Origin of the sequence: Prosthecobacter vanneervenii (assembly GCF_014203095.1) — a bacterium.
Taxonomy (GTDB): domain Bacteria; phylum Verrucomicrobiota; class Verrucomicrobiia; order Verrucomicrobiales; family Verrucomicrobiaceae; genus Prosthecobacter; species Prosthecobacter vanneervenii.
The window spans coordinates 95,220-115,998 of record NZ_JACHIG010000003.1 but is presented as its reverse complement, the minus strand read 5'-3'; the positions used below and the strand labels follow the sequence as shown (position 1 = coordinate 115,998).

The following is a 20,779-nucleotide window of genomic DNA, read 5'->3' as shown; positions in this document are numbered from 1 at the left end:
TCAGTGCCGTTCAGAATGACCCAAAGAGCAACCGCTTCTGCGTGACGACTTCGAAAAGAAACTCCAGCACCTCCACCTGCCGCCGTGCCGCCGCAATGTTCTCCCCCCAGGTGTAAAGACCATGACCTGCCATCAGAAACCCATGGCGTAGTGGATTAGATCGGTCGCCCAGCCGTTGGTTGATCTCTGCCGCTAGAGAGGCAATGTCCTGCGTGTTCGGGTAGATCTCGATCCACGCCTCCGCCTCATGCGTCTGGATGCCGGATAGGCCCTTGAGCATCTCATACCCAGTAATGCGTAGCCCGCCATGCCTGACAAAATACTCGCTCAGCACGGTGGCAGGCACCGAGTGGGTGTGCAGCACAGCGCCTGCTCCATGCTTGGCCAGCTCCGTGTGCAGCAAAGCCTCGGCGGAGGGCTTGAGCGGTCCCGGACTCAAAAGCTGCGCTTGTTCGTCCACTATGACGAACTGCTCTGGTAGTAGCTGACCTTTGTCAAAACCACTTCCCGTCATGAGCAGCTTCAGCGGATCGCGCTCCAGCACAACGCTGTAGTTGCTGCTCGTGCCCAGCGACCAGCCCCGATGATGAAAGTCCCTGCCGCACTGGATAAGCTCACGTGTCAGGAGGTTTACCTTTTGTCTTGTCAGGGGGGAGTCTGGAGATGTAGGCATTAATCTCAAATTCAGACGTTTAAGTGAGGTGTCAATAATGGCGATGTGGCAGAATTTGCACATTTGGCTGCACTCTTTGCCGACTGGACTTACCTGGAACCGCTGATTACGTTTTCGCCATGAGCACACCTCCGAAAGGCGAACACGACCTCGACATTGCCAAGGTCACACAGCGCGCGCAGGACATCGAAAACAAGCTCCCCAGGCTCAAGCAGGTCTTTGAGCAGGCCAAGATCATGCTCAGCATGGTCAAAGACTACTGGTCCGGAGCATACCGCGAGATACCCTACTGGGCCATCAGCGCCATCTCCCTGGCCTTGCTCTACGTACTCAATCCCGCCGATGTAGTCCCAGACGTCATCATCGGAGTCGGTTATCTCGACGACGCCACCGTGGTCGCCTTTTGCCTCAAACTCGTCCAGCGCGAGCTCGAACGCTATGAAGAATGGCGCGCCATTAGGGGTAAAGCTGGTAAAGGGGGCCATGTTTAGACCGGGTTCCCCGGCACTACGGACGGATTGGCAATGCTTGGTGGGCTCTCCGAGCACAAAAAAACCGCCATGCAGTCATCCTGCACGGCGGTTGTGAATTGGACCTGCGGCCCGTTGAGATTACTTGGCAGGCGTGCCAAACACTTCCACTTCGCAGTAGTGGTTCATGTCGTTGCTGGTGTTGCCGTTGCTCCAGAGGCGCACGTAGCGCGCCTTGGTGCCCTTGGCGTCCACCACGCGGCCGTGGTTGGTTTCCACGTAGGCGGGGTCGCTGCCCTTGCCCATGGCGGAAGTGTCATCATGGTCGGAGTTCCAAAGGGTGGTCACACCGTTCTTGAACTCAGGGTCATCAGACACCTGCACCACCACATCGATGTAGGCCTGCGCCTGCTTGTGGTAGTGCCACATGGCGATCTTGTAGATGTTCGCCTCTTCGCCGAGGTCGATCTGCACCCACTGCTTGCCGGGCATCAGTTCCACGAAGGAACCGTCAGCGCCGTCGGCGTCGCCGTCGGTCACCAGGTTCAGGTCGCCAATGATCGGAGCCGCGTCAGAGCTGGTCACCTTTTTGCCTTTGGCCAGGTTCGTGGTGCCCTTCGGGACCATGATGGACTTCACCACCTTGCTGGGGTCTGCCTTTTCCAGGTTTGGCAGCTCAGCAGGCACCGGAGTGCCGATGAACATGGGCTTCGGGAACTCGAGCTTGATCTCGACGAGGTCACCGGCGGGTGCTGCGGCGGCTGCAGGGGCTGCGGCACCGGCTTTAGTTTCTTCTTTCTTGCCGCAGGAGGCAAGCGTCAGTGCGAGCGTGAGGCCCGTCAGGATGTGGAGGGTGTTTTTCATGGGGGAGTAGCGGGATGGTTGTGATGACACAGGGTGTTGTTCGCTTGGGATCAGGCCTGGAAGTCTTCAGGTTTGAAGATGTATTTTCCACCCTGTGCCTGGGCTTCATAGGCTTTGAGCACGGTGACGCAGGACTTGAAGGCTGCCTCCACGTTGCAGGTCAGGTGGGCCGGATTCTTGGTCTGCACAGCCTCAATGAAGTTCGCGATATGCGGGGTGTGCGGCTTGACCTTCAGCTTCCGGTTCAGTTCCCACTGAGACAGGGCCTTGCTCTCGCGGGCGTCGGCCACGCTCACCGCGCCGTAAGACGGGGGCTTGGGCTTTTCCCAGTCGCGCGGGTGTTCCCAGAACTTGTTCTTGGCCTTGTCGGCAGCCTTCACGATCGCCGGGTTGTCGCCCAGAGCGTAGGCTTCCCAGTCTTGGCCGGGTTCGGCGTAGAGCTGGTTGCCGTTGGTGTCCAGCTCGGAAATGATGGCCGTGCCGCCGATGCCCATGTGCTTTTCATACGCACCCTGGGAGCCGGTCGTGGTCAGCACCTGGTAGTAGGCGCGCAGCGCTCCTGCCGGGGTCTTGAACTCATAAATGCACATCATGTTGTCCGGAAGCTCAAACTTCGGACGGCCTTCTGAGCCGTCAAAGTAGTCCACACCGCCGGAGGCGATGACCGAGACCGGCGTGGACTCATACATCCAGTTGAACATGTCGATCTGGTGCGCTCCCAGGTCGGAAAGCGGGCCGCCACCATACTTCTTGAAGAAGCGCCAGTTGCGGAATTCCTCGATGCTGCCGTAGCCATGCTTCGTCAGCAGCTCTTGTGGGATGTCATAGCCCTTCACCGCACCCTGAGGAGCGCTGCCGGACACACCACGATTCCACTGCGCATACGCGTGGGTGATCCGGCCCAGCATTTTGCCTGGCTTGATCACGTTGTCACGCAGGTTCAGGTAGCGCGGGTTCGAGTGGCGCTGGTGCCCGATCTGGAAAATGCCGGGGTTCGCCTTGCCGGCGCGCACCATGTCGCGTGCGCCTTCCAGCGTGTTGCTCATCATCTTCTCGCAGTACACGTTCTTGCCCTTCTCCAGGCAGATCCGGGAGTATGGCGCATGCAGGAAGTCCGGCGTGGCAATGAAGACGGCCTCGATCGAGGGCTCTTTGTCGAGCATCTCGTTGATGTCTTCGTAGATGTTGATCTGGCCTTCCACCTGGTGCTTGTTTTCACCAAGGAAGCCGCCACGGGTCTTGGCGATGGAGAATTTCCAGATGTCGCACATCGCGACCCACTGGATGCCTGGCACGTCTTTGGAGGCCACGCGCAGGGCATTGCCCTGGGCACCGCAGCCGACGAGCGCGCACTTGATTGTGCGGCCGGGGGCGCTCTGCTGGGCGATCGCTCCCTTGCTCGTGGCAAGGTAGATGCCGCTGCTGGTCAGGGCGCTGGTGCGGAGGAAGCCGCGGCGGTCCATGAAGCGGGACAGCGGCGCGGGGGAGGAGGGAAGGGGCTGAGAATTCATAGGTGCAGTCAGGCGTGTAGTTTCACTGCCATTTACGACACAATGTCGTCATTATGCCTTCTTGCGGGCAAGGATGCCGTCGAGGGAGAGGCTCTTCGCCTTCGAGGTCACCAGTGCGGCGGCCACGATAAGGATGGAAAGACCGATGTTGCTCACCACTTCCGTGTCGTCCGGCAGGGCGGCCAGGCCAAAGCCCAGAGACAGAAACACCAGACCGGCGGCCAGCAGGCCAAACTCCGTCATGATGCCGATCGCCACCCAGATGCCCACGGGGATGAGGATGTAACCGATCGTGCTGGCAAAGGCGTTGCAGGCCCACTCAGGCATGAAGCTGTTGGTGCTCATCAGCTTGGCGATCGGTGGTCCCTTCTTGTCCGTGTAGTTGGCGATGCTGAAGGTGGTGTCGGCTCCATTGCCCCAGCGGAACTTGTCCAGGCCGGCCATGAAAAGGCGCATGCCGACCCAAAGGCGGAGCAGAAGATGGGCGAAATCGTAACTGAGGCTGCCGCAGCATTTGGAAGAGGAGGAGTCAGACATGGATGGGGTCGGGGTGGGCTGGTTAGCTGGTTTGTGAGAGGCGGCGATTTTGAACCGATGCCCCTGGAAATCCAGCAAAATTTAGAACGCACATACTTCGCATTTGCGAACAACATTCTTGGGCTTTTTTCCCGCCTAAACACGCTGAATGCGTCAAATCTGTGACTTTTTTCAGCCTGCCAGCCCTTTCTTGCCCGACTTGTTCACCGTGCTTGCCATTGCGGGCATCTCCGCTTAAAAAAGCACCTTTAATTCATTTTACCTTAATACCCTCATGAGTTCTCTCTCGACTCCCCAACTGCCTGCCCAAGGGATCCTCGAACCCCTCGGTGACGAAGATCGTGACATCCTCAGCGGCTACGGCGAATTCCTGCCGGTTCAGCCGGGCCAGCACCTCATTGAGGAAGGCCAGCAGCAAAACAGCCTCTTCTTCGTCGTTTCCGGCAAGTTCCACGCCACCGCCATGCGCGGCGGTCACAAGGTGCTCCTCGGCTCCATCCAGAAGGGCGAGACCATCGGCGAGATCAATCTCCTCGACCCCAATGTCGCCAGCGCCAGTGTCACCGCAGTGGAATTCTCCCAGGTCTGGCGCATCGACGGCCAGACCCTGGAAAGCTACATCAATGAGTACCCCCGCGCCGCTGCCTGGCTGCTCATCGGTGTCGGCCGCACCATCTCCCACCGCCTCCGTGCTGTGAACGAGAAGATTGCCGCTTTCTACAGCGCCTGATCTAAGGCCGGAGGGCGGATTGTTTGGCGCGAAATCAATTCGTGCTTTGCAGTCCGCCTCAATCATGGGAGATTGTCTTATGTCCGGCATGCTGCCATTCCCTCCGCACACCACGCTGGAAGCCTTCCAGGTCATTTTCCTCCTCTTTGCAGGTCACGCGGTGATGGACTACCCCTTGCAGGGGGAATTTTTATCCATCTGCAAAAACCGCCACCTTCTCTACAAGCTGCAGGACCCCTCCCGCCCCGTGCAGATCTGGCCTTGGTGCATGACCGCCCATTGCCTCATCCACGCGGCAGCCGTCTGGGCCATCACCGGCTGCTTCTATCTCGGCCTCATCGAGTTCGTCCTCCACTGGATCATCGATTTCGCCAAATGCGAAAACAGGACCACCTTCGTCCAGGACCAGGCGCTGCACTTCATCTGCAAGATCGCCTACGTCATCGCCGCGATGCTCTACGGGAGTTAAAAGTTTAAAGTTAAAAGTTCCAAGTTTTGCCTGCGCGGCGATACCACTTGAAACTTGAAACCTTAAACTTGTAACTGCGATTCTCATGCAGCGCACCGCCATCCTGAACGTCGTCGGACTCACCTCCCGCCTCATCGGCGAGCACACCCCGGCCATCCGTGCGTTCGTTGAGCGGAATCGCTCCACCCTCATCGAGCCCGTCCTCCCCGCCGTCACCTGCACCGCCCAGGCCACCTACCTCACCGGCCGCCTTGCCCGCGACCACGGCGTCGTCGCCAATGGCTGGTACGACCGCGACTATGCCGAGCACCGCTTCTGGAAGCAGCCTGAGCAGCTCATGCACGGGGAAAAGCTCTGGGAGGCCCTCCGCCGCGTCGATCCCCAGTTCACCTGCGCCAAGCTCTTCTGGTGGTTCAACATGTACTCCACCGCAGACTTCGCCATCACCCCGCGCCCGCTCTACCCGGCGGATGGCCGCAAGGTCTTCGACATCCACACCCAGCCCATGCCGCTGCGGGACCGCATCAAAAAAGACCTCGGCCCCTTTCCCTTTCGCCATTTCTGGGGCCCCGGCTCTGACATCAAATCCTCCATCTGGATCGCCGAGAGTGCCAAATGGATCGAGGAAAAGCACTGGCCCGGCCTCTCCCTCGTTTACCTCCCCCATCTCGACTACAATCTCCAGCGCGTCGGCATCGACATGGACAAAATCCGTTTCGACCTCCGCCAGATCGACAATGTCGTCGGCGACCTCATCCGCTTCTACGAGACCCGCAACATCAAGGTCGTCCTCCTCTCCGAATACGGCATCACAGACGTCGAGCAGCCCGTCCACCTCAACCGCGTCTTCCGCGAAAAAGGCTGGCTCAGCATCAAGGACGAGCTCGGTCGCGAAACCCTCGATCTCGGTGGCTCCAAAGCCTTCGCCATCGCCGACCACCAGATCGCCCACATCTACGTCAACGACCAGAGCATCCTCGCCAGCGTTCGCGCTGCCCTCGAGGCCACCCCGGGCGTCGCCCAGGTCCTCGGCAAAATGGAAAAACACCTCGTCGGCCTCAATCACGAGCGCAGCGGAGACCTCATCGCCGTCTCCGATGCCAAAAGCTGGTTTACCTACTACTACTGGCAGGACGACAAGAAAGCCCCCGACTTCGCCCGCTGCGTGGACATCCACCGCAAATGCGGCTACGACCCCGCCGAGCTCTTCGTCGATCCCGCCATCAAATGGCCCAAGCTCAAGATCGCCTCAAAGCTCGCCCGCAAAGCCCTGGGTCAGCGCATGCTCATGGATGTGATCCCTCTGGATGCCACCCTCGTCAAAGGCTCCCACGGCCGCATCCCTGAAGACCGCGCCGACTGGCCCGTCCTCATTGGCGACTTCGACCAGCTCCCCCGCACCGGCATCATCGCCGCCCACGAAGTCTGCAATCACCTCTTCCGCCTCTGCTCCACCGGCAACGGCTACTCTGGCGTCTCGCGCTAGCAAAAAATCGTCCTCGTCCTCCTACTCGAACTCGTCCTCGATCCTGGCGCTCCGCTTCACCCCGGAACTCCCGAGCTTCGCACATTCGTCATTCGGGCTTCGTCATTTCCGTCTACCCCCCCGCCGTGATCTGCACCACCTCGATCACATCCCCGTCATTCACTGCGGCCCCATCGATCTCTCTCGGCAGCAGCGCTACCTGATTCTGCTCCACCACCACCGGCTTTCCGCTCAGCCCGATCACATCCAGCAGCGACTTCACCGTCTGCGGTCCTTCGACTTCACGCTTCTCTCCGTTCAAAGTGATCTTCATGTCCGAGGTCTCTTAAAAATGTAGTTACGCTGCCAGGATCGACGCATCCCAATCCTTCCATACCGGATCCAGCCCCTGCTTCCGCAGCATCTCCGCCACGCTCTGCGGGCTGCGCTGATCCGCGATCCCAAACTGCCCTTCGGCACGGTTCGTCTCGGCCTTATCGGCCACCTCCACGCGCTTGCCCTTCACCGTCAGGTGCAGGTCCTCCGCCCCGGCTCCCGTGTAGCCGCCCGGCTCCGTGTGGCTGCCCGCGCTCATCACCGTCACGCCCAGCGGTGCCAGTGCATCCCGTAGCGGCGCAGGCTCACGCGTGCTCAGGATGATCCCCACTTCCGGGAAAATGATGCGGTAGGCACAGATCGTCTGCACCAGCGCCCAGTCAGGGAAATCCGTCATCGGCGTAAATCCACCCGCCGCCGGCCGCAGCCTCGGAAACGCCACCGTAAAGGTCGACTTCCAGCAGTGCTTGTACAGGTGCTCCAGATGCGCCGCCAGTCGCAGCGCCTCCAGCCGCCAGTCACTCAGGCCAAACAGCGCCCCGATCCCGATCCGGCGAAAGCCCCCCGCATACCCGCGCTCAGGACACGCCAGCCGCCAGTCAAAATCCTTCTTCGGCCCCGCCGTGTGCATGTCCTTGTAAATCTCGCGGTCATAGGTCTCCTGATACACCACCAGGCCCTCCGCACCCGCCTTCACCATCCTCTCATACTCCGGCGCCTCCATCGGCCCCACTTCGATCCCGATCGTCGGCACAAAATCCCGGATCGCCCGGATGCACTCCTCCAGGTAGCCATCGCTCACAAATTTCGGATGCTCCCCCGCCACCAGCAGGATGTTGCGGAAACCCTGCGCCACCAGATGCTTCGCCTCAGCCACCACCTGGTCGATCGTCAGCGTCACCCGCAGGATCGAGTTGTTGTCGCGTGAAAAGCCGCAGTAGCTGCAGTTATTCACGCACTCGTTGGACACATACAGCGGCGCAAACAGCCGCATCGTCCGCCCAAAATTCCGCCGCGTGATCATCCGCGACTCCTTCGCCATCGCCTCGATCTGCGACGGGCCTTTCGGCTCCAGCAAGGCGGCAAACCTCTCCATCAGCGGCGTTTTTCGCGCTGGCAGCGCATCGAGCGTGGGAATGAAGGAAGTCAGCATGGGGAAGGGGGGCGGATATAATACGCACCCACCGCCCCATGCAACGCCACGAACACCAAATTCCCCCAGGCCGCACGCACCCCCTCCACCTCACTCATCCCACGTACTGCGTGATAAACACCTCGTTCCCCTCCGCATCCCGGTACACCCCCAGCAAAATCGGCTCTCCCTCCCGCTGCTGCGGCGACTGCAAAATCCTCCCGCCACCTGCGGCAATCTTCTCCGCCATCGCCAGCACATCCTCATACTGAAAGCTCAGCCCCGTCGGATTCCGCGAGCCATCATGCCCGCCGTGCAGCGCGATGATCGCATCCCCAAAACTCATCTCCGTCCAAAAATCGCTCACAAAGAGAGGCTCCAGCCCAATCACATCCCGGTAAAAGCTCACGGCACGCTTCATGTCCGCCGCCATCAGCATGAACTTCACTTTCTCAGGTTTCATGCCGCAGAAGCTGGCAGGGTGCAGAAAAACCGCAAGCAGCCTTGCTTGGCGCTCGCTTGTTCCAGGCTACCATTCGCGCATGTGGAAAAACCTCCTCATCCTTCTCCTCGGCTCCGCACTGGCAGCCCTGCTCATTCTCCGCCGCGAAGCAGGCTACCTAGCCACGCCATCAGTGCTACCCCACATCGCCGTTACTCCGCCAGAACCCGAGCCCCCTCAGCCCCCGGCCAAGCCAGAGCCACACCCCATCACCACCCTCCTTCAGGCTGCCCGCGCCAACCCCGATCTAGCCGGTACCGCCATCGGCTTCTGTCTCCTAAACGACAAAGGCGAAGTCATTCTCGATGACAACGCCACCACCGCCTTCATCCCCGCCTCCAGCCTCAAGACCCTCACCACCGCCACTGCTCTGGAAATCCTCGGCCCCGATTTCCATTTCACCACCGAGCTCAAAGCCTCAGCCCCCATTGAGAATGGCGAGATCAAAGGCGACCTCGTCATCATCGGCGGCGGCGACCCCATGCTCAAAATGGACGATCTCAAAGCCTGGGCCGCAGAGCTGAAACAGCGCGGTCTCCTGCGTGTCACCGGCGGCATTCGGGCAGACACCAGCTTCTTCAGCGGCAGCCTCTACAGCGACTACTGGAATTGGGGAGACATTGGCAATGGCTACGGCAGCGGCGTCTCCGGGCTCAACCTCAACCACAACCGCTACATCGTCATGTTCCGTGCTGGCCCCGCTGAAGGCACCCCCGCCGAACTGCTTGGCATCAATTTTGAAATCCCCCAGGCAGCCTGGAAAAACGAAGTCACCACCGGCCCTGCCGATTCTGGAGACGGCGTCGTCATCCACGGCGGAGAAATCACCACCGCCATCCACCTTCGTGGCACCGTGCCCCTCGGTGCTGCCAAGTTTCAGGCCAAAGGCGCCGTGCCAGATCCCGCTCGCTTCATTGAGCATCACTTCCGTTCGCTCCTCACCGCCGCAGGCATCCAGGTCGGCGCGGCCACCACCGCTGCAGCTCAGCCCTCCTATGCCCTGCTCAAGCACGACTCTCCCGCGCTTATCGACATCATCAAAAGCATCCACGCCACCTCCGACAATCTCGAAACCGAATGCGTCTTCCGCATGCTCGGCCTCAAGCAGGGCAGGCCACCCGCCGAGGTCATCCGCGATCACTGGAAACAGCGCGGCCTCGACTTCATCGGCCTGAGAATGGAAGACGGCTGCGGCCTCGCCCGTGCCGACTTCATCCGCCCCCTTGACCTCGCGCGCCTCCAATACCTCGCCGGCACCGGCCCCCAGGGCCCCGCTTACCAAGCCTCCCTCCTCTCCAAGGACGGACTCAGCTGGAAAGGCGGCGCCATGTCCGGCGTCCGCACCTTCACCGGCTACGCCAAATCAAAGTCCGGCACCGAATTCTCCTACGCCCTCATGATCAACCACTTCACCACCAGCGCCGCAGTCTCAGCACTCTGCCAGCAGGTCATGGATTCCATGCAGGACCTGTAATCACCTGCAGCATCCATCTTGAGGCACACTATTTCCCAGCCCCCGCCCATGCGCCAGCATAGTGGTCCGCACAGTCCCCTGTGCGGCTCGAACCACCCATTACCTACTTTGCTTCGCAGCCCCCGCATAGGCGCCAGCATAGTGGTCCGCACAGTCCTCTGTGCGGCTCGAACCAGCCATCACCTGCTTTGCTTCGCAGCCCCCGCATAGGCGCCAGCATAGTAGTCCGCACAGTCCCCTGTGCGGCTCGAACCACCCAGTACCTGCTTTGCTTCGCAGCCTCCGCATAGGCGTCAGCATAGTGGTCCGCACAGTCCTCTGTGCGGCTCAAACCACCCATCACCTGCTTTGCTTTGCAGTCCCCGCATAGGCGCCAGCATAGTGGTCCGCACAGTCCTCTGTGCGGCTCAAACCACCCATTACCTGCTTTCCCCCACCTCTCCATAAGCTCCGCTGCTCTGGAGGAGAGGGATCGTCCCGATCCCTCACGCGCACATAAAGACCAGCGTTCTCGCGCTGCCCATAGGCCACGCTCTCGCACCGCCCAGCATGTGCGCACAACCATGCCACCAATCCGCAAACACGCGCCCAATGTGGAGATCACGAGAATCCCTCCTCCGTCGCTGATGCGATGAGTGACTATCCCGATCCCGCACACTCTGAGGTATGATGAGTCAAACCTAGACCGCGCCACTCCTACTTCAGCTCCTGAATCCGCAGATTCCGAAACTTGTACGTCTGCCCCTTCTCGCCGTGGTGCTGGATCGCGATCACGCCGCTCGCATCCTTGTCATCTTCCACATCCGTCGTCAGCACCCCGTTCACGAAAATCTTCAGGCTCTTCCCACGGCACTCGATGCGGTACGTGTTCCAGTCATTGCGCTTGAAGGCGTCGCCCGCACGCGCGCGGAAGGCCGCTTCGCTCTCCTTGTTCCCCTTGATCGGGCTGATGAACCACATCCGCCGCCCTTCATCATACAGGCCGCCGCTCCACTTCCGGTTGGCATCACCGTCCACTTCCGCCTGATACCCAAAGACCTTGTTCTTCTCCGCGTGCGCCCGGAACATGAACCCGCTGTTCGCCTGTCCTTCAGGAAGCAAAATATCGCCTTCAAAGATGAAGTCGCCATAGGTCTTCTCCGTCACCACAAAGAACTTCTTCTCTCCCGTCAGATGGATCTCTCCATTCACGATGTCGATCTGGCCCCAGTCATACGGGTTCTTCCATCCTGAGAGCGTCTTTCCATCAAACAGAGACACAAATTCACCTGCAAAAGCAGGAATCGAGACGGCTAGTGCGAGTGCGGCGAAAAGTAGGCGGGATTTCATGATTGGAGTCGATATGAAAGCGATATCCTGCCGATAAAACAAGCAGCTTTGCAGGCAGCGCATCACTTGCTTGCGACGGGTGCGACAAGGCAGGCGGGATACAGCCTGCAAATTTCACCCTGACCGTTATGGCTGCCCGGCAAACAAAACGGGCTGCACTTTCAGAGGGAGTCAAAATCTCCTCCAGTGCAGCCCGCCGTTGGGAAAAAATAGGTCAGTCGATGATCTCAGCTCACATCAGTTTCCGCCACGCAGCTCGCCGACCACTTTCGGCACCGCCATTTTCGTGGTGTTGCCAGAGCCGCCCGCCGCGCGGTTGTAGCCGCCGCCGAGAGCCTTGTAGGCCTTCACATACGCATTGATCTGCTCCTGCTTGAGCTCCACCAGGTCGATCTTCGCCTCAAGCGCATCACGTTGTGTGAACAGCACTTCGGTGTAGTCCGCACGGGCATTGAAGAAGAGCTGGCCGGCGATGGTGATCGAGTCAGACAGTGCTGCCACCTGCTGGGCCTTCAGCTCGTAGCTTTTGCCGTAGTTCTTGATCTGCGCCAGCTGGTTCACCGTTTCGATGTAGGCTTTCAGCACCGTCTGCTGGTAGGTGTAAATGGCTCCGATCTGGCGTGCGCTCGCACCCAGAAAGTTCGCCTTGATGGCGCTGCGGTTGATCAGCGGAGCCATCACGTTCGCCGCAGCTCCATAGATCAGGGAGGAGGGGATGATGAAGGCCGTGTCAAAGGTGAACGACTGAATCCCCAGAGCTCCAGCCAGGCTCAGGGAAGGGTAGAATTTGGCCGCCGCCGACTTCACATCCAGGCCTGTGGCCGCCAGTTCCATTTCAGCCTTGCGCACGTCAGGGCGGTTGCGCAGCAGTTGCACGGGCAGCCCGGTGTTGATCGGCGTCATGGCCAGCTTGTCAAACCCTTCGGATCTGCGTTTGATGGGCTGTGGGTAGCGACCAACCAGATAGTTGATCTTGTTTTCTGTCACCGTGATTTCCTGCTGGATCTTGAACAGGCGGCTCTGATTCTTCAGCACTTCAGCCTCAAAGCGTCGCACGGCCAGCTCCGTCACACGGGCGTTGGCCTTCTGCAGTCTCACTGCCTCAAGGGCGCTCTGTTGGATCTCGATCGTGCGCTTCAGGATCAGCAGCTGGTTGTCAAAAGCGATCAGCTCATAATACGACTGCGCGATCTCGGACACGATGTTCGTGATCATGAAATTCCGGCCTTCCTGGGTGCCCAGGTAGCGCAGGATGGCGGCGTCGCGCTCGTTGCGCAGTTTGCGCCAGATGTCCACTTCCCAGTCAAAGTCAGCGGCAAAGCCAAAGTTGCCCATCGGATCAGGGAAGTCCTTGCCACGAATCTGGTTGTTCTTTTCCAGGACACCTTCACGCGTGAAGCTTCCAGTCTTGTCCAGACCGGCGGTGCCACCCGCAGTCACAAACGGCAGATACGCGCCCTTCGTCCTGCGGACATCCGCTTTGGCGGCTTCGATCTCCTGAATCAGGATGTTCAGCTCCTGGTTGTTCTGCAAAGCAGTCTCAATCAGGCCCTTCAGGTTCGTGTCCTTGAAGTACTCCTTCCAGCCGATCATGGCCGAGCTGTTCTTTCCGGCAGCATCCGGAAAGTTGGGCGGCAGGGGAGGATCACTGGAAGGAAGAGGATCACGACGGAGCACGGACGAGCAGCCCTGCACCATGAAGGCCAGACAGATGAAATTAAATGCTAGGAGCTTGTTCTTCAGGTTTTTCATGTTGATTCGGATACTCTCCAAGTTCGCTCAACGGAGTGTCGTCTTCATCTGGGAGAAGTTTGCCACGGGCTGCAAGCGTGCCGAAGATGTAGTAGAGACCTGGCACCACCAGCAGGCCCACCACCGTGCCCAGGAACATGCCCCCGGCCGCCGAGGCGCCGATGGTCTTGTTCGCGATCGCACCTGCTCCATGGGCTTTGAGCAGCGGCAGCATGCCGGCGATGAAGGCAAAGGAGGTCATCAAAATAGGACGGAATCGCACCTTGGCGCCTTCGATGGCGGCTTCAAGGATGGGCAGGCCTTCATGATGTCGTTGGGAGGCAAATTCAACAATCAGAATCGCATTTTTGCCCAGCAGACCCACGAGCATGATCAGACCCACCTGGGCATACACGTCATTGCTCAGCCCCATCACCTGCAGCGCCAGGAAGGAGCCCATCACACCGATCGGCAGGGAAAGAATCACCGCCAGCGGCAGCATGAAGCTCTCATACTGTCCCACCAGCACCAAGTAAACGAAGGCCAGCACGATGATGAAGATGATCATGGCCTCATTGCCGCGCCGCACTTCGTCAAAGGCCAGACCGGCCCAGGCGATGTCATAGCCGCGGGGAAGGGTTTTCGCCGCCACTTCCTGGATCGCCTTGATCGCCTCGCCGCTGCTGAAGCCGTCCGCAGGTGCACCCTGGATGCCCGGTGCAGGATAGGCGTTGTATCGGGTGATTTCGTTCAGGCCCTGTCGGGGCTCCAGCTTCATGAAGGCCGAGTAGGGCACCATCTCTCCCTTGTCGTTCGCCACAAAGAGATCCTTCAGGTCCTTCGGCAGCTTGCGGTAGTCGGGGTGCGCCTGGATATACAGCTTCCAGAAGCGGTTGAAGAGAATGAAACCCTGCTCGTAGGTGCTTCCCACCATGATGTCCAGGTTGTCCATCGCCTTGCCGATCGACACGCCCTTCTGCATGGCGATCTTGTTGTCGATCACCACTTCCAACTGCGGATAGTTGGCGCTGAAGAAGGTGAACAGACCACCCAGCTCCTTGCGCTTGCTCAGCGCTTCCATGAATTCGGTGTTCACCTTCTGCAGGCGGTCATAGTCACCGGAGTTCGTCTTGTCCAGCAGGCTCAGGGCAAAGCCGCCCGCAGCACCATAGCCAGGCACCGCCGGAGGCTCGAAGAACTCAATGCGCACACCGGAGATCTTTTTGCACTTCTCCTTCAGCTCCGCAATGATCTGCGGCGCGGTGTGGTGGCGGTGTTCCCAGTTCGTCAGGTTGATCAGGCACGTTCCGGAGTTGGAGCCACGGCCTTCCGTCAGCACTTCATAGCCAGCCAGAGTTGAGACTGAGTCCACGCCAGGAATGGTTTTGGCCGTCGCCATCAGCTCGCGGGACTTGGCATAGGTTCGCTCCAGCGTCGTGCCAGGAGGTGTCTGCAGAATCGCGTAAATCATCCCTTGGTCTTCCGTCGGAATGAAGCCCGCCGGAATCTGCTGGCTGATGAAGTAGATCAGGGTCGCGGCACCACCCAGCACGGCAAAAGTAAGCGTGCGGATGTGCACGATCCTCTTCAGCAGCGCCTCGTAGAGGTTCGTCACCTTCTCAAAGTAGTGGTTAAAGATGCCCAGCAGCCAGGCGATCGGTCCACGTGCCTTGTGGTGGTGATCCGTCCTCTTCAGAATCATGGCGCACAACACCGGCGTCAGCGTCAGCGCCATCACCCCGGAAAGCACGATGGACACCGCCATCGTGATCGAGAACTGCCGGTAGAACACACCCACCGGACCCGACATGAAAGTCACAGGCACAAACACCGCCGTCATCACCAGCGTGATCGCGATAACAGCACCCGCGATTTCGTGCAGCACTGCCTGCGTCGCCTTGTAGGGAGACATGAAGCTGTCGTGCATCTTCGCGTGCACGGCTTCCACCACCACGATCGGGTCGTCCACCACGATGCCGATCGCCAGCACCAGCGCGAAGAGCGTGATCAGGTTGATGTTCACACCAAACATCTGCATCAGGAAGAAGGCTCCCACCAGGGACACCGGCACAGCCAGTGTCGGGATCAGTGTGGAGCGCCAGTCTCCCAGGAAGACGAACACCACCAGAGCCACCAGCACGAAGGCTTCCACCAGTGTGTGCAGCACCTGATGAATGGACGCATCCAGGAAGCTGGACACGTCATAGCTGATCTTGTAGTCCATTCCCGGCGGGAAGAACTTCTCCTTCATCTCTTCCAGCTTGCCCTTCAGCTCCTTGATAACTTCGGCCGCATTACTGCCATAGCTCTGCTTGATCATGATGGCCGCCGAGGGGTCGCCATCCAGGTCGGAATAAAGGTCGTAGAATTCACTGCCCAGCTCCACTTCCGCCACGTCCTTCAGCTTCAAAAGCTCTCCATTTTCCGTGGCGCGCAGGATCACGTTCTCATACTGTTCGGCGGTGTTGAATCGGCCCACATAGGTCAGCACGTATTCGAGCGATTGTGAGGTCTTGCTGTCCGCTCGCCCTATTCGTCCTGGCGATCCGATCATGCTTTGCTCTCGTAAGGCCTTCATCACCTCCTCCGTGTCCACGTTGTAGGCGCGCAGGCGGTCGGGCTTCAGCCACACGCGCATGGCATACTGGCGGGTTCCCAGCACTTTCACGTAGCCCACCCCGCGTGTGCGGAAGAGCTCCGGCATCACGTTGATGTACGCATAGTTGAAGAGCAGCTTCATGTCTGCGTTCTTGTCCTTCGAGTACAAGTTCACATACATCAGCATGCTCGGAGCCAGGTTCCACACGATGATGCCTTCGCGCACCACCAGTGGCGGCAGTCGGAAAGACACAGCGTTCACACGGTTCAGCACGTTCACCGTCGCCTGGTTCGGGTCCGTTCCCATGTGGAAGAACACCTGGATCACCGCTTCACCGGAACTCGCCGCGCTGGACACCATGTACTTCATGTCCTGCACACCGTTGATCGACTGCTCCAGCGGGATGAGGCAGGATTCTTCAAGAACCTTCGCGCTCGCTCCCGGGTAGTCGAGCGTCACCGTCACTAGCACGGGAGCTACGTTGGGGAACTGTGAGATGGGCAGCGTGAAAATCGACAGCGTGCCCAAAAACAGAATGATCAAAGAGATGACGATGGCCAGCGCTGGCCTGTGCAGGATCTTGGTAAACATGGGAAGTTTTTTTTATTCCGCCTTGAGCTTCAGCTTCTTGAAAGCTTCCTTCGGTTCCTCAAACTCATAGTCGGTGGCCTTTTCGCCATCATGGGCGTCTCGCAGCCCCTCGAATATGATCCGGTCATTCTCGCTCACGCTCCCTGGTGCCACGATGAAGAGGTCTTCCACCTCTTCCACGATGTGGATGCGCTCCTGCTTGACGATTTCGTCCTTGCCGACCACAAACACATAATGGTGGTCCAGCACCTCAAAGGTGGACTTCTGTGGAATGAGCAGTGCGCCCTTCACCAGCTTCTTCATCCGGATGTTGCCAGTCTCTCCATGACGGAGCAGACGGTCCGGATTTGGGAAGTCGGCTCGGAAAGGAATCGTTCCCGTCTGGTTGTTGAACTCGGCTTCGATCACATTGATCCGCCCGGATTCCTTGAACACCGCGCCATTGGCCATCACCAGCGAGACCTTCTTTCGTTCCTCAGGCTGCTCTTGGGACATGTAGTCCAGATATTCGGCCTCGGGCACGTTGAAATACACCCACATCTCGCTGTTGTCGGAGAGCGTGGTCAGCAGGTCGCCTTCATCCAGCAGACTGCCGTTTCGCACCCGCAGACGGTCGATCAGGCCGGAGAAGGGGGCCTTGAAGTTGGTAAAGCCGAGATGTGCTTGGGCCAGGCCCACCTCCGCCAGGCGTTGCTCGTACTTGGCCTTGGCCATCGCCAGTTCCTTGTCTGACACCACGTTTTGCTTCGTCAGGCGCTCGGTGTTTTCGTACTCCACCTTGGCCACCTGCGCTTCTGCTTCTTTGCTCTTCAGCTCAGCCTGGTAAACCAGCGGCAGGATTTTGAACATAGGCTCGCCCTCTTTGACCAGCTGGCCTTCTTTGACAAAGATGGACTCAAGATAACCGCGCTCCAAGGCTCGCACCTCGATGTTGCGGTTTGAGCGGATCTGGCATACGTATTCACGTGTTACCACCGTGTCCTGCACGAGCGGCTTGGTGAGAATCAGCTGTGACTTTTCTTCTTCCTCGACATGCTCCACATGCTTGTGGCAGCCGCTTAAAATGATGCTGGCCACTAGGCCGACGCACATGAGGGATTTCCGGGATGCGATATGTGGTAGTTCCATTCTTGAGGCATACGAAGCCACATTTCGCCGTCTATTCATATAACCTCTTCAGGGGGTTTTTACACCCATCCACGGCCCCAGTGAGGGGAGGGTGCGGAAAGGGATGGCGCTACACGGTCATAAAAATTCACGATGGTGTTATAAGAGCAAATACTATGATGTAGGGCGGTCGTTCGGTCCAAGGTGCCGTCGCCTTCAGAGAGCGTTTCCCCAAGCAAAAACTCTCCTGCAGGCCCAGCTCTTCGTGCACAGCTGAGCATAGCCTCTTTGCTTATTAAGATGCCTTGATCATCAGCCTTTTCCACCTCCCTTGCTTATGGGAGGGCGCTCCCCCGCTGACCGCCATCGCCCTTCCGTCATCACGATCCTCGGGGAGTCTGGAATACCACGCTCATTTTGTTGGTACTGCGTCACCAGTAGATCCACCGCTGCAGCCCCCAGCACATCCGCCTGCTGGTCCACTCCCGCTACCTCCGGCATGTCCGCCCGCCAGCCTAGCGAGACATGCAGCGGCCTGCGGCTTGCAGGCACCTCTTCCAGCCACTCCTTCACCAGGTGCCCGCCGTCGATCACCACCTCGGGCTTCGCTCCGCGCAGCCACTCCTGAAAATCACCCCGGCTCATCACCTTCCTCAGCGCCAGCAGCTCCCCCGGCTTTGCCAGCGGATGATGCGCCAGAAAGCTCGCCGACCACGCACGAAACATCCGCTCATTGATCGTGCTTCCGCAGTAAAACCCGATCCGCTTGCACCCCTGCTTCTTCAGCATCCGCAGCGCCGTCATCATGCCCAGATAGTGGTGGTGGTGCACCCGGTGCAGCTGCGGCCTCGCATAGCCCAGCCCGATCACCACGCTGCTAAACTTCTCCCACGCCATGCTCACATGCCCCCGGCTGCGTGACACCAGCGGAGAGAGGATGAATCCCGGTATCCCCCGCGCCTCCAGAATGTCCGACAGCCTCCTCCCCGTCATCCCCCTCGCAGAGAGGTGAAATTCCTCCAGCCGAAAACCCAGCTTCTCCGCCTGCCGGTGCGCCCCCAGCACCAGCTGCTGCGACCACGATGACCTCTCCATCTCCCGCGAACTCCGCTCCGCCCAGACAAACGCCAGCGTCTGCGGCTCAGCCGTCCGCCTCGTCCGCCGCATGTGCGTCATCAGCTTCGCGATCTCCGGGTCCGGCCGGTACCCCAGCTCTTCTGCTACCCCCAAAATCCTCCCCCTCAGCTCCGCCTCCACATGCTTTCCGCCTCGCAGCGCACGCGACACCGTCATCTTGGAAATCCCAAGCCGCAGGGCGATGTCATTCATGGAGGGGCGTGCCATCCCGCATCCTACACACGGCCTCCTCGCGAATCCAATCTTGCTCTTGCCCTCTCGCCCCCGCTTCGCTTCACTGGCTGAAACTTGCGCACAATAAACCGCTGCTAAACCATGCGCAGGCGTAACCCCAATACTCCCATGGACATCCACCGCAACGGCTCACGCCCCTCCGCCCAGGGCCCCGCAGCCTGGTTCACCGGCACCGTGCGCATCGATCCCCTCATTCAAACCGAGGCTCCCGCCCGCGTCGCCGGAGCCACCGTCACCTTCGAGCCCGGTGCTCGCACCGCCTGGCACACCCATCCCCTCGGCCAGACCATCATCGTCACCTCCGGCTGCGGCCGCGCCCAGCGCCTCGGTGGCCCTGTTGTCGAAATCCACCCCGGCGATGTCGTCTGGTTCCCGCCCGGCGAAAAACACTGGCACGGCGCCTCCCCCACCACCGCCATGACCCACATCGCCATCCAGGAAAGCCACGATGGCAAAGCCGTCGACTGGTTGGAGCACGTCACCGACGAAGAATACCAGCAGCCCACTCAGCTCAATTAATCACCACCCCCAAACCCACTCCCTCCCATGCCCACCGCCAAAGCCTACGCCGCCTCCAGCCCCACCTCCGCACTCTCCCACCTCAGCATCCCCCGCCGCGACCCCACCGACCGCGACGTCGAGATCGACATTCTCTACTGCGGCGTCTGCCACTCCGACCTCCATCAGGCCCGCAATGAGTGGAGCGCCATGCCCACCGTCTATCCCTGCGTCCCCGGCCACGAAATCGTCGGCCGCATCACCCAGGTCGGCTCTGCCGTGAAAAAGCACAAAGTCGGCGACATCGTCGGCGTCGGCTGCCTCGTTGGCTCCGACCAGTCCTGCCCTCAGTGCGCCGCCAATCTCGAGCAGTTCTGCCCCCACGCCACCTTCACCTACAATTCCCCCGACAAGCACGGCACCGCCCCCGTCACCTACGGCGGCTACTCCTCCTCCATCGTCGTCGATGAGCACTTCGCGCTTACCGTTCCCGCAAACCTCAGCCTCCCCGGTGTCGCCCCGCTCCTCTGCGCAGGCATCACAACCTACTCCCCCATGCGCCGCTGGGGCGACCTCAAAGGCAAAAAAGTCGGCGTCGTCGGCCTCGGCGGTCTCGGCCACATGGGCGTAAAATTCGCCCACGCCTTCGGAGCCCACACCGTCGTCATCTCCACCTCTCCCAAAAAGAAAGACGCCGCCCTCGCCCTCGGAGCCGATGAAGTCATCATCTCCAGCGACGCCAACGAAATGCAGCGCCACGCCTTCAGCTTCGACTTCATCCTCGACACCGTCTCCGCCGACCACGACATCAACAGCTACCTCAACCTCCTCAAAATCGACGGCACCCTCACCCTCGTCGGCGCCCCTGACAAGCCTCTCCCCGTCTCCGCCTTCGGCCTCCTCTTCGGTCGCAAGCGCCTCGCCGGATCCCTCATCGGTGGCATCGCCGAAACCCAGGAAATGCTCGACTTCTGCGGCACCCACGGCATCACCTCCGACGTCGAAATCATCCCCATCCAAAAAATCAACGAAGCCTACGACCGCCTCCTCAAGAGCGACGTCAAATACCGCTTCTCCATCGACATGGCCTCCCTCAAAGCCGAGTAACAAACCCCACCCTTCGAAACGCGGTGCCCTCCCAAAGGCACCGCGTTTTTTTTGTCGCCCCACCATCGTCCTCCTACTCGAACTCGTCCTCGATCCATCCGCTCCGCAGCACCAAAAGCCTCACTCAAAATCTTTTTTCCCCGTCTTTCCCCTCTTTCGGCCAGCCTCATCCGACCTCTTCCATCGCCTTCTCATCCACCCCCACCTCCTCCAACTTTAAACCTGAAACTTCAAACTTTAAACTCCTCCCCCTGTTACCGTAACAAACACTCCACGATTGCTT

At 59.7% G+C, this 20,779-nt stretch carries 19 protein-coding genes; 7 read left to right on the top strand and 12 right to left on the bottom strand.

Features of this window, described 5'->3' with window-relative positions:
* Positions 1–10: 10 nt before the first annotated feature.
* Positions 11–673, bottom strand: coding sequence for a methylthioribulose 1-phosphate dehydratase (mtnB, locus tag HNQ65_RS08475; RefSeq protein ID WP_184339089.1), 663 nt, complete (start codon positions 671–673; stop codon positions 11–13).
* Between the two features lie 119 nt (positions 674–792).
* On the opposite strand from mtnB, the gene HNQ65_RS08470 reads away from it, so the two are divergent.
* Positions 793–1,164, top strand: coding sequence for a YkvA family protein (locus HNQ65_RS08470; protein ID WP_184339088.1), 372 nt, complete (start codon positions 793–795; stop codon positions 1,162–1,164).
* 120 nt (positions 1,165–1,284) lie between these two features.
* Here the strand turns inward: HNQ65_RS08470 and HNQ65_RS08465 are convergent, their stop codons facing one another.
* The 3 genes from HNQ65_RS08465 to HNQ65_RS08455 are packed head-to-tail and all read right to left on the bottom strand — an operon-like array spanning position 1,285 to position 4,055.
* The gene (locus HNQ65_RS08465; RefSeq protein WP_184339087.1) at positions 1,285–2,007 is read right to left on the bottom strand and encodes a discoidin domain-containing protein; all 723 of its coding nucleotides are present in this window, start codon (positions 2,005–2,007) and stop codon (positions 1,285–1,287) included.
* A 50-nt stretch (positions 2,008–2,057) separates the two neighbouring features.
* Complete coding sequence (locus HNQ65_RS08460; RefSeq protein WP_184339086.1) at positions 2,058–3,518, bottom strand: Gfo/Idh/MocA family protein; 1,461 nt, start codon at positions 3,516–3,518, stop codon at positions 2,058–2,060.
* 51 nt (positions 3,519–3,569) lie between these two features.
* Positions 3,570–4,055, bottom strand: coding sequence for a TQO small subunit DoxD (locus tag HNQ65_RS08455; protein WP_184339085.1), 486 nt, complete (start codon positions 4,053–4,055; stop codon positions 3,570–3,572).
* Positions 4,056–4,329: 274 nt separating this feature from the next.
* On the opposite strand from HNQ65_RS08455, the gene HNQ65_RS08450 reads away from it, so the two are divergent.
* The 3 genes from HNQ65_RS08450 (at position 4,330) to HNQ65_RS08440 (ending at position 6,740) form a co-directional block, all read left to right on the top strand.
* Positions 4,330–4,785 carry a Crp/Fnr family transcriptional regulator gene (locus HNQ65_RS08450; protein ID WP_184339084.1) on the top strand — a complete coding sequence of 152 codons (456 nt, stop codon included), beginning with the start codon at positions 4,330–4,332 and terminating at the stop codon, positions 4,783–4,785.
* A gap of 88 nt (positions 4,786–4,873) precedes the next feature.
* On the top strand, positions 4,874–5,254 hold the full coding sequence (locus HNQ65_RS08445; RefSeq protein WP_184339083.1) for a DUF3307 domain-containing protein: 381 nt from the start codon (positions 4,874–4,876) through the stop codon (positions 5,252–5,254).
* Positions 5,255–5,339: 85 nt separating this feature from the next.
* Positions 5,340–6,740 (top strand): alkaline phosphatase family protein, encoded by a 1,401-nt coding sequence (locus HNQ65_RS08440; protein WP_184339082.1) that lies wholly within the window; start codon positions 5,340–5,342, stop codon positions 6,738–6,740.
* A 112-nt stretch (positions 6,741–6,852) separates the two neighbouring features.
* On the opposite strand, the gene thiS is transcribed toward HNQ65_RS08440, so the two are convergent.
* From thiS to HNQ65_RS08425, 3 genes are all read right to left on the bottom strand, one after another.
* Entirely contained in the window at positions 6,853–7,053 is a 201-nt protein-coding gene (gene thiS, locus HNQ65_RS08435; RefSeq protein ID WP_184339081.1) for a sulfur carrier protein ThiS, read from the bottom strand.
* Between the two features lie 24 nt (positions 7,054–7,077).
* Positions 7,078–8,208 (bottom strand): radical SAM protein, encoded by a 1,131-nt coding sequence (locus tag HNQ65_RS08430; protein WP_184339080.1) that lies wholly within the window; start codon positions 8,206–8,208, stop codon positions 7,078–7,080.
* A gap of 94 nt (positions 8,209–8,302) precedes the next feature.
* Positions 8,303–8,650 carry a VOC family protein gene (locus HNQ65_RS08425; RefSeq protein ID WP_184339079.1) on the bottom strand — a complete coding sequence of 116 codons (348 nt, stop codon included), beginning with the start codon at positions 8,648–8,650 and terminating at the stop codon, positions 8,303–8,305.
* 79 nt (positions 8,651–8,729) lie between these two features.
* Between HNQ65_RS08425 and dacB the strand changes: the two genes are divergently transcribed.
* Complete coding sequence (gene dacB, locus HNQ65_RS08420; protein WP_184339078.1) at positions 8,730–10,163, top strand: D-alanyl-D-alanine carboxypeptidase/D-alanyl-D-alanine endopeptidase; 1,434 nt, start codon at positions 8,730–8,732, stop codon at positions 10,161–10,163.
* 696 nt (positions 10,164–10,859) lie between these two features.
* On the opposite strand, the gene HNQ65_RS08415 is transcribed toward dacB, so the two are convergent.
* The 5 genes from HNQ65_RS08415 to HNQ65_RS08395 all read right to left on the bottom strand — a co-directional run bounded on the left by HNQ65_RS08415 (position 10,860) and on the right by HNQ65_RS08395 (position 18,864).
* Positions 10,860–11,492: a 3-keto-disaccharide hydrolase gene (locus tag HNQ65_RS08415; protein WP_221306086.1), complete on the bottom strand. Its 633-nt coding sequence runs from the start codon at positions 11,490–11,492 to the stop codon at positions 10,860–10,862.
* A gap of 237 nt (positions 11,493–11,729) precedes the next feature.
* Positions 11,730–13,244, bottom strand: a complete 1,515-nt coding sequence (locus HNQ65_RS08410; RefSeq protein WP_184339076.1) for a TolC family protein — start codon at positions 13,242–13,244, stop codon at positions 11,730–11,732.
* The gene (locus HNQ65_RS08405; RefSeq protein WP_184339075.1) at positions 13,210–16,413 is read right to left on the bottom strand and encodes an efflux RND transporter permease subunit; all 3,204 of its coding nucleotides are present in this window, start codon (positions 16,411–16,413) and stop codon (positions 13,210–13,212) included. Before HNQ65_RS08405 ends, HNQ65_RS08410 begins: the two co-directional genes overlap by 35 nt.
* A gap of 12 nt (positions 16,414–16,425) precedes the next feature.
* Entirely contained in the window at positions 16,426–17,505 is a 1,080-nt protein-coding gene (locus HNQ65_RS08400; protein WP_221306085.1) for an efflux RND transporter periplasmic adaptor subunit, read from the bottom strand.
* Positions 17,506–17,832: 327 nt separating this feature from the next.
* Complete coding sequence (locus HNQ65_RS08395; RefSeq protein ID WP_221306084.1) at positions 17,833–18,864, bottom strand: LacI family DNA-binding transcriptional regulator; 1,032 nt, start codon at positions 18,862–18,864, stop codon at positions 17,833–17,835.
* A gap of 135 nt (positions 18,865–18,999) precedes the next feature.
* On the opposite strand from HNQ65_RS08395, the gene HNQ65_RS08390 reads away from it, so the two are divergent.
* A complete protein-coding gene (locus tag HNQ65_RS08390; RefSeq protein ID WP_184339072.1) occupies positions 19,000–19,410 on the top strand; it encodes a (R)-mandelonitrile lyase in 411 nt (136 codons plus the stop codon).
* A gap of 27 nt (positions 19,411–19,437) precedes the next feature.
* The gene (locus tag HNQ65_RS08385; RefSeq protein ID WP_184339071.1) at positions 19,438–20,496 is read left to right on the top strand and encodes an NAD(P)-dependent alcohol dehydrogenase; all 1,059 of its coding nucleotides are present in this window, start codon (positions 19,438–19,440) and stop codon (positions 20,494–20,496) included.
* Positions 20,497–20,779 lie beyond the last annotated feature (283 nt).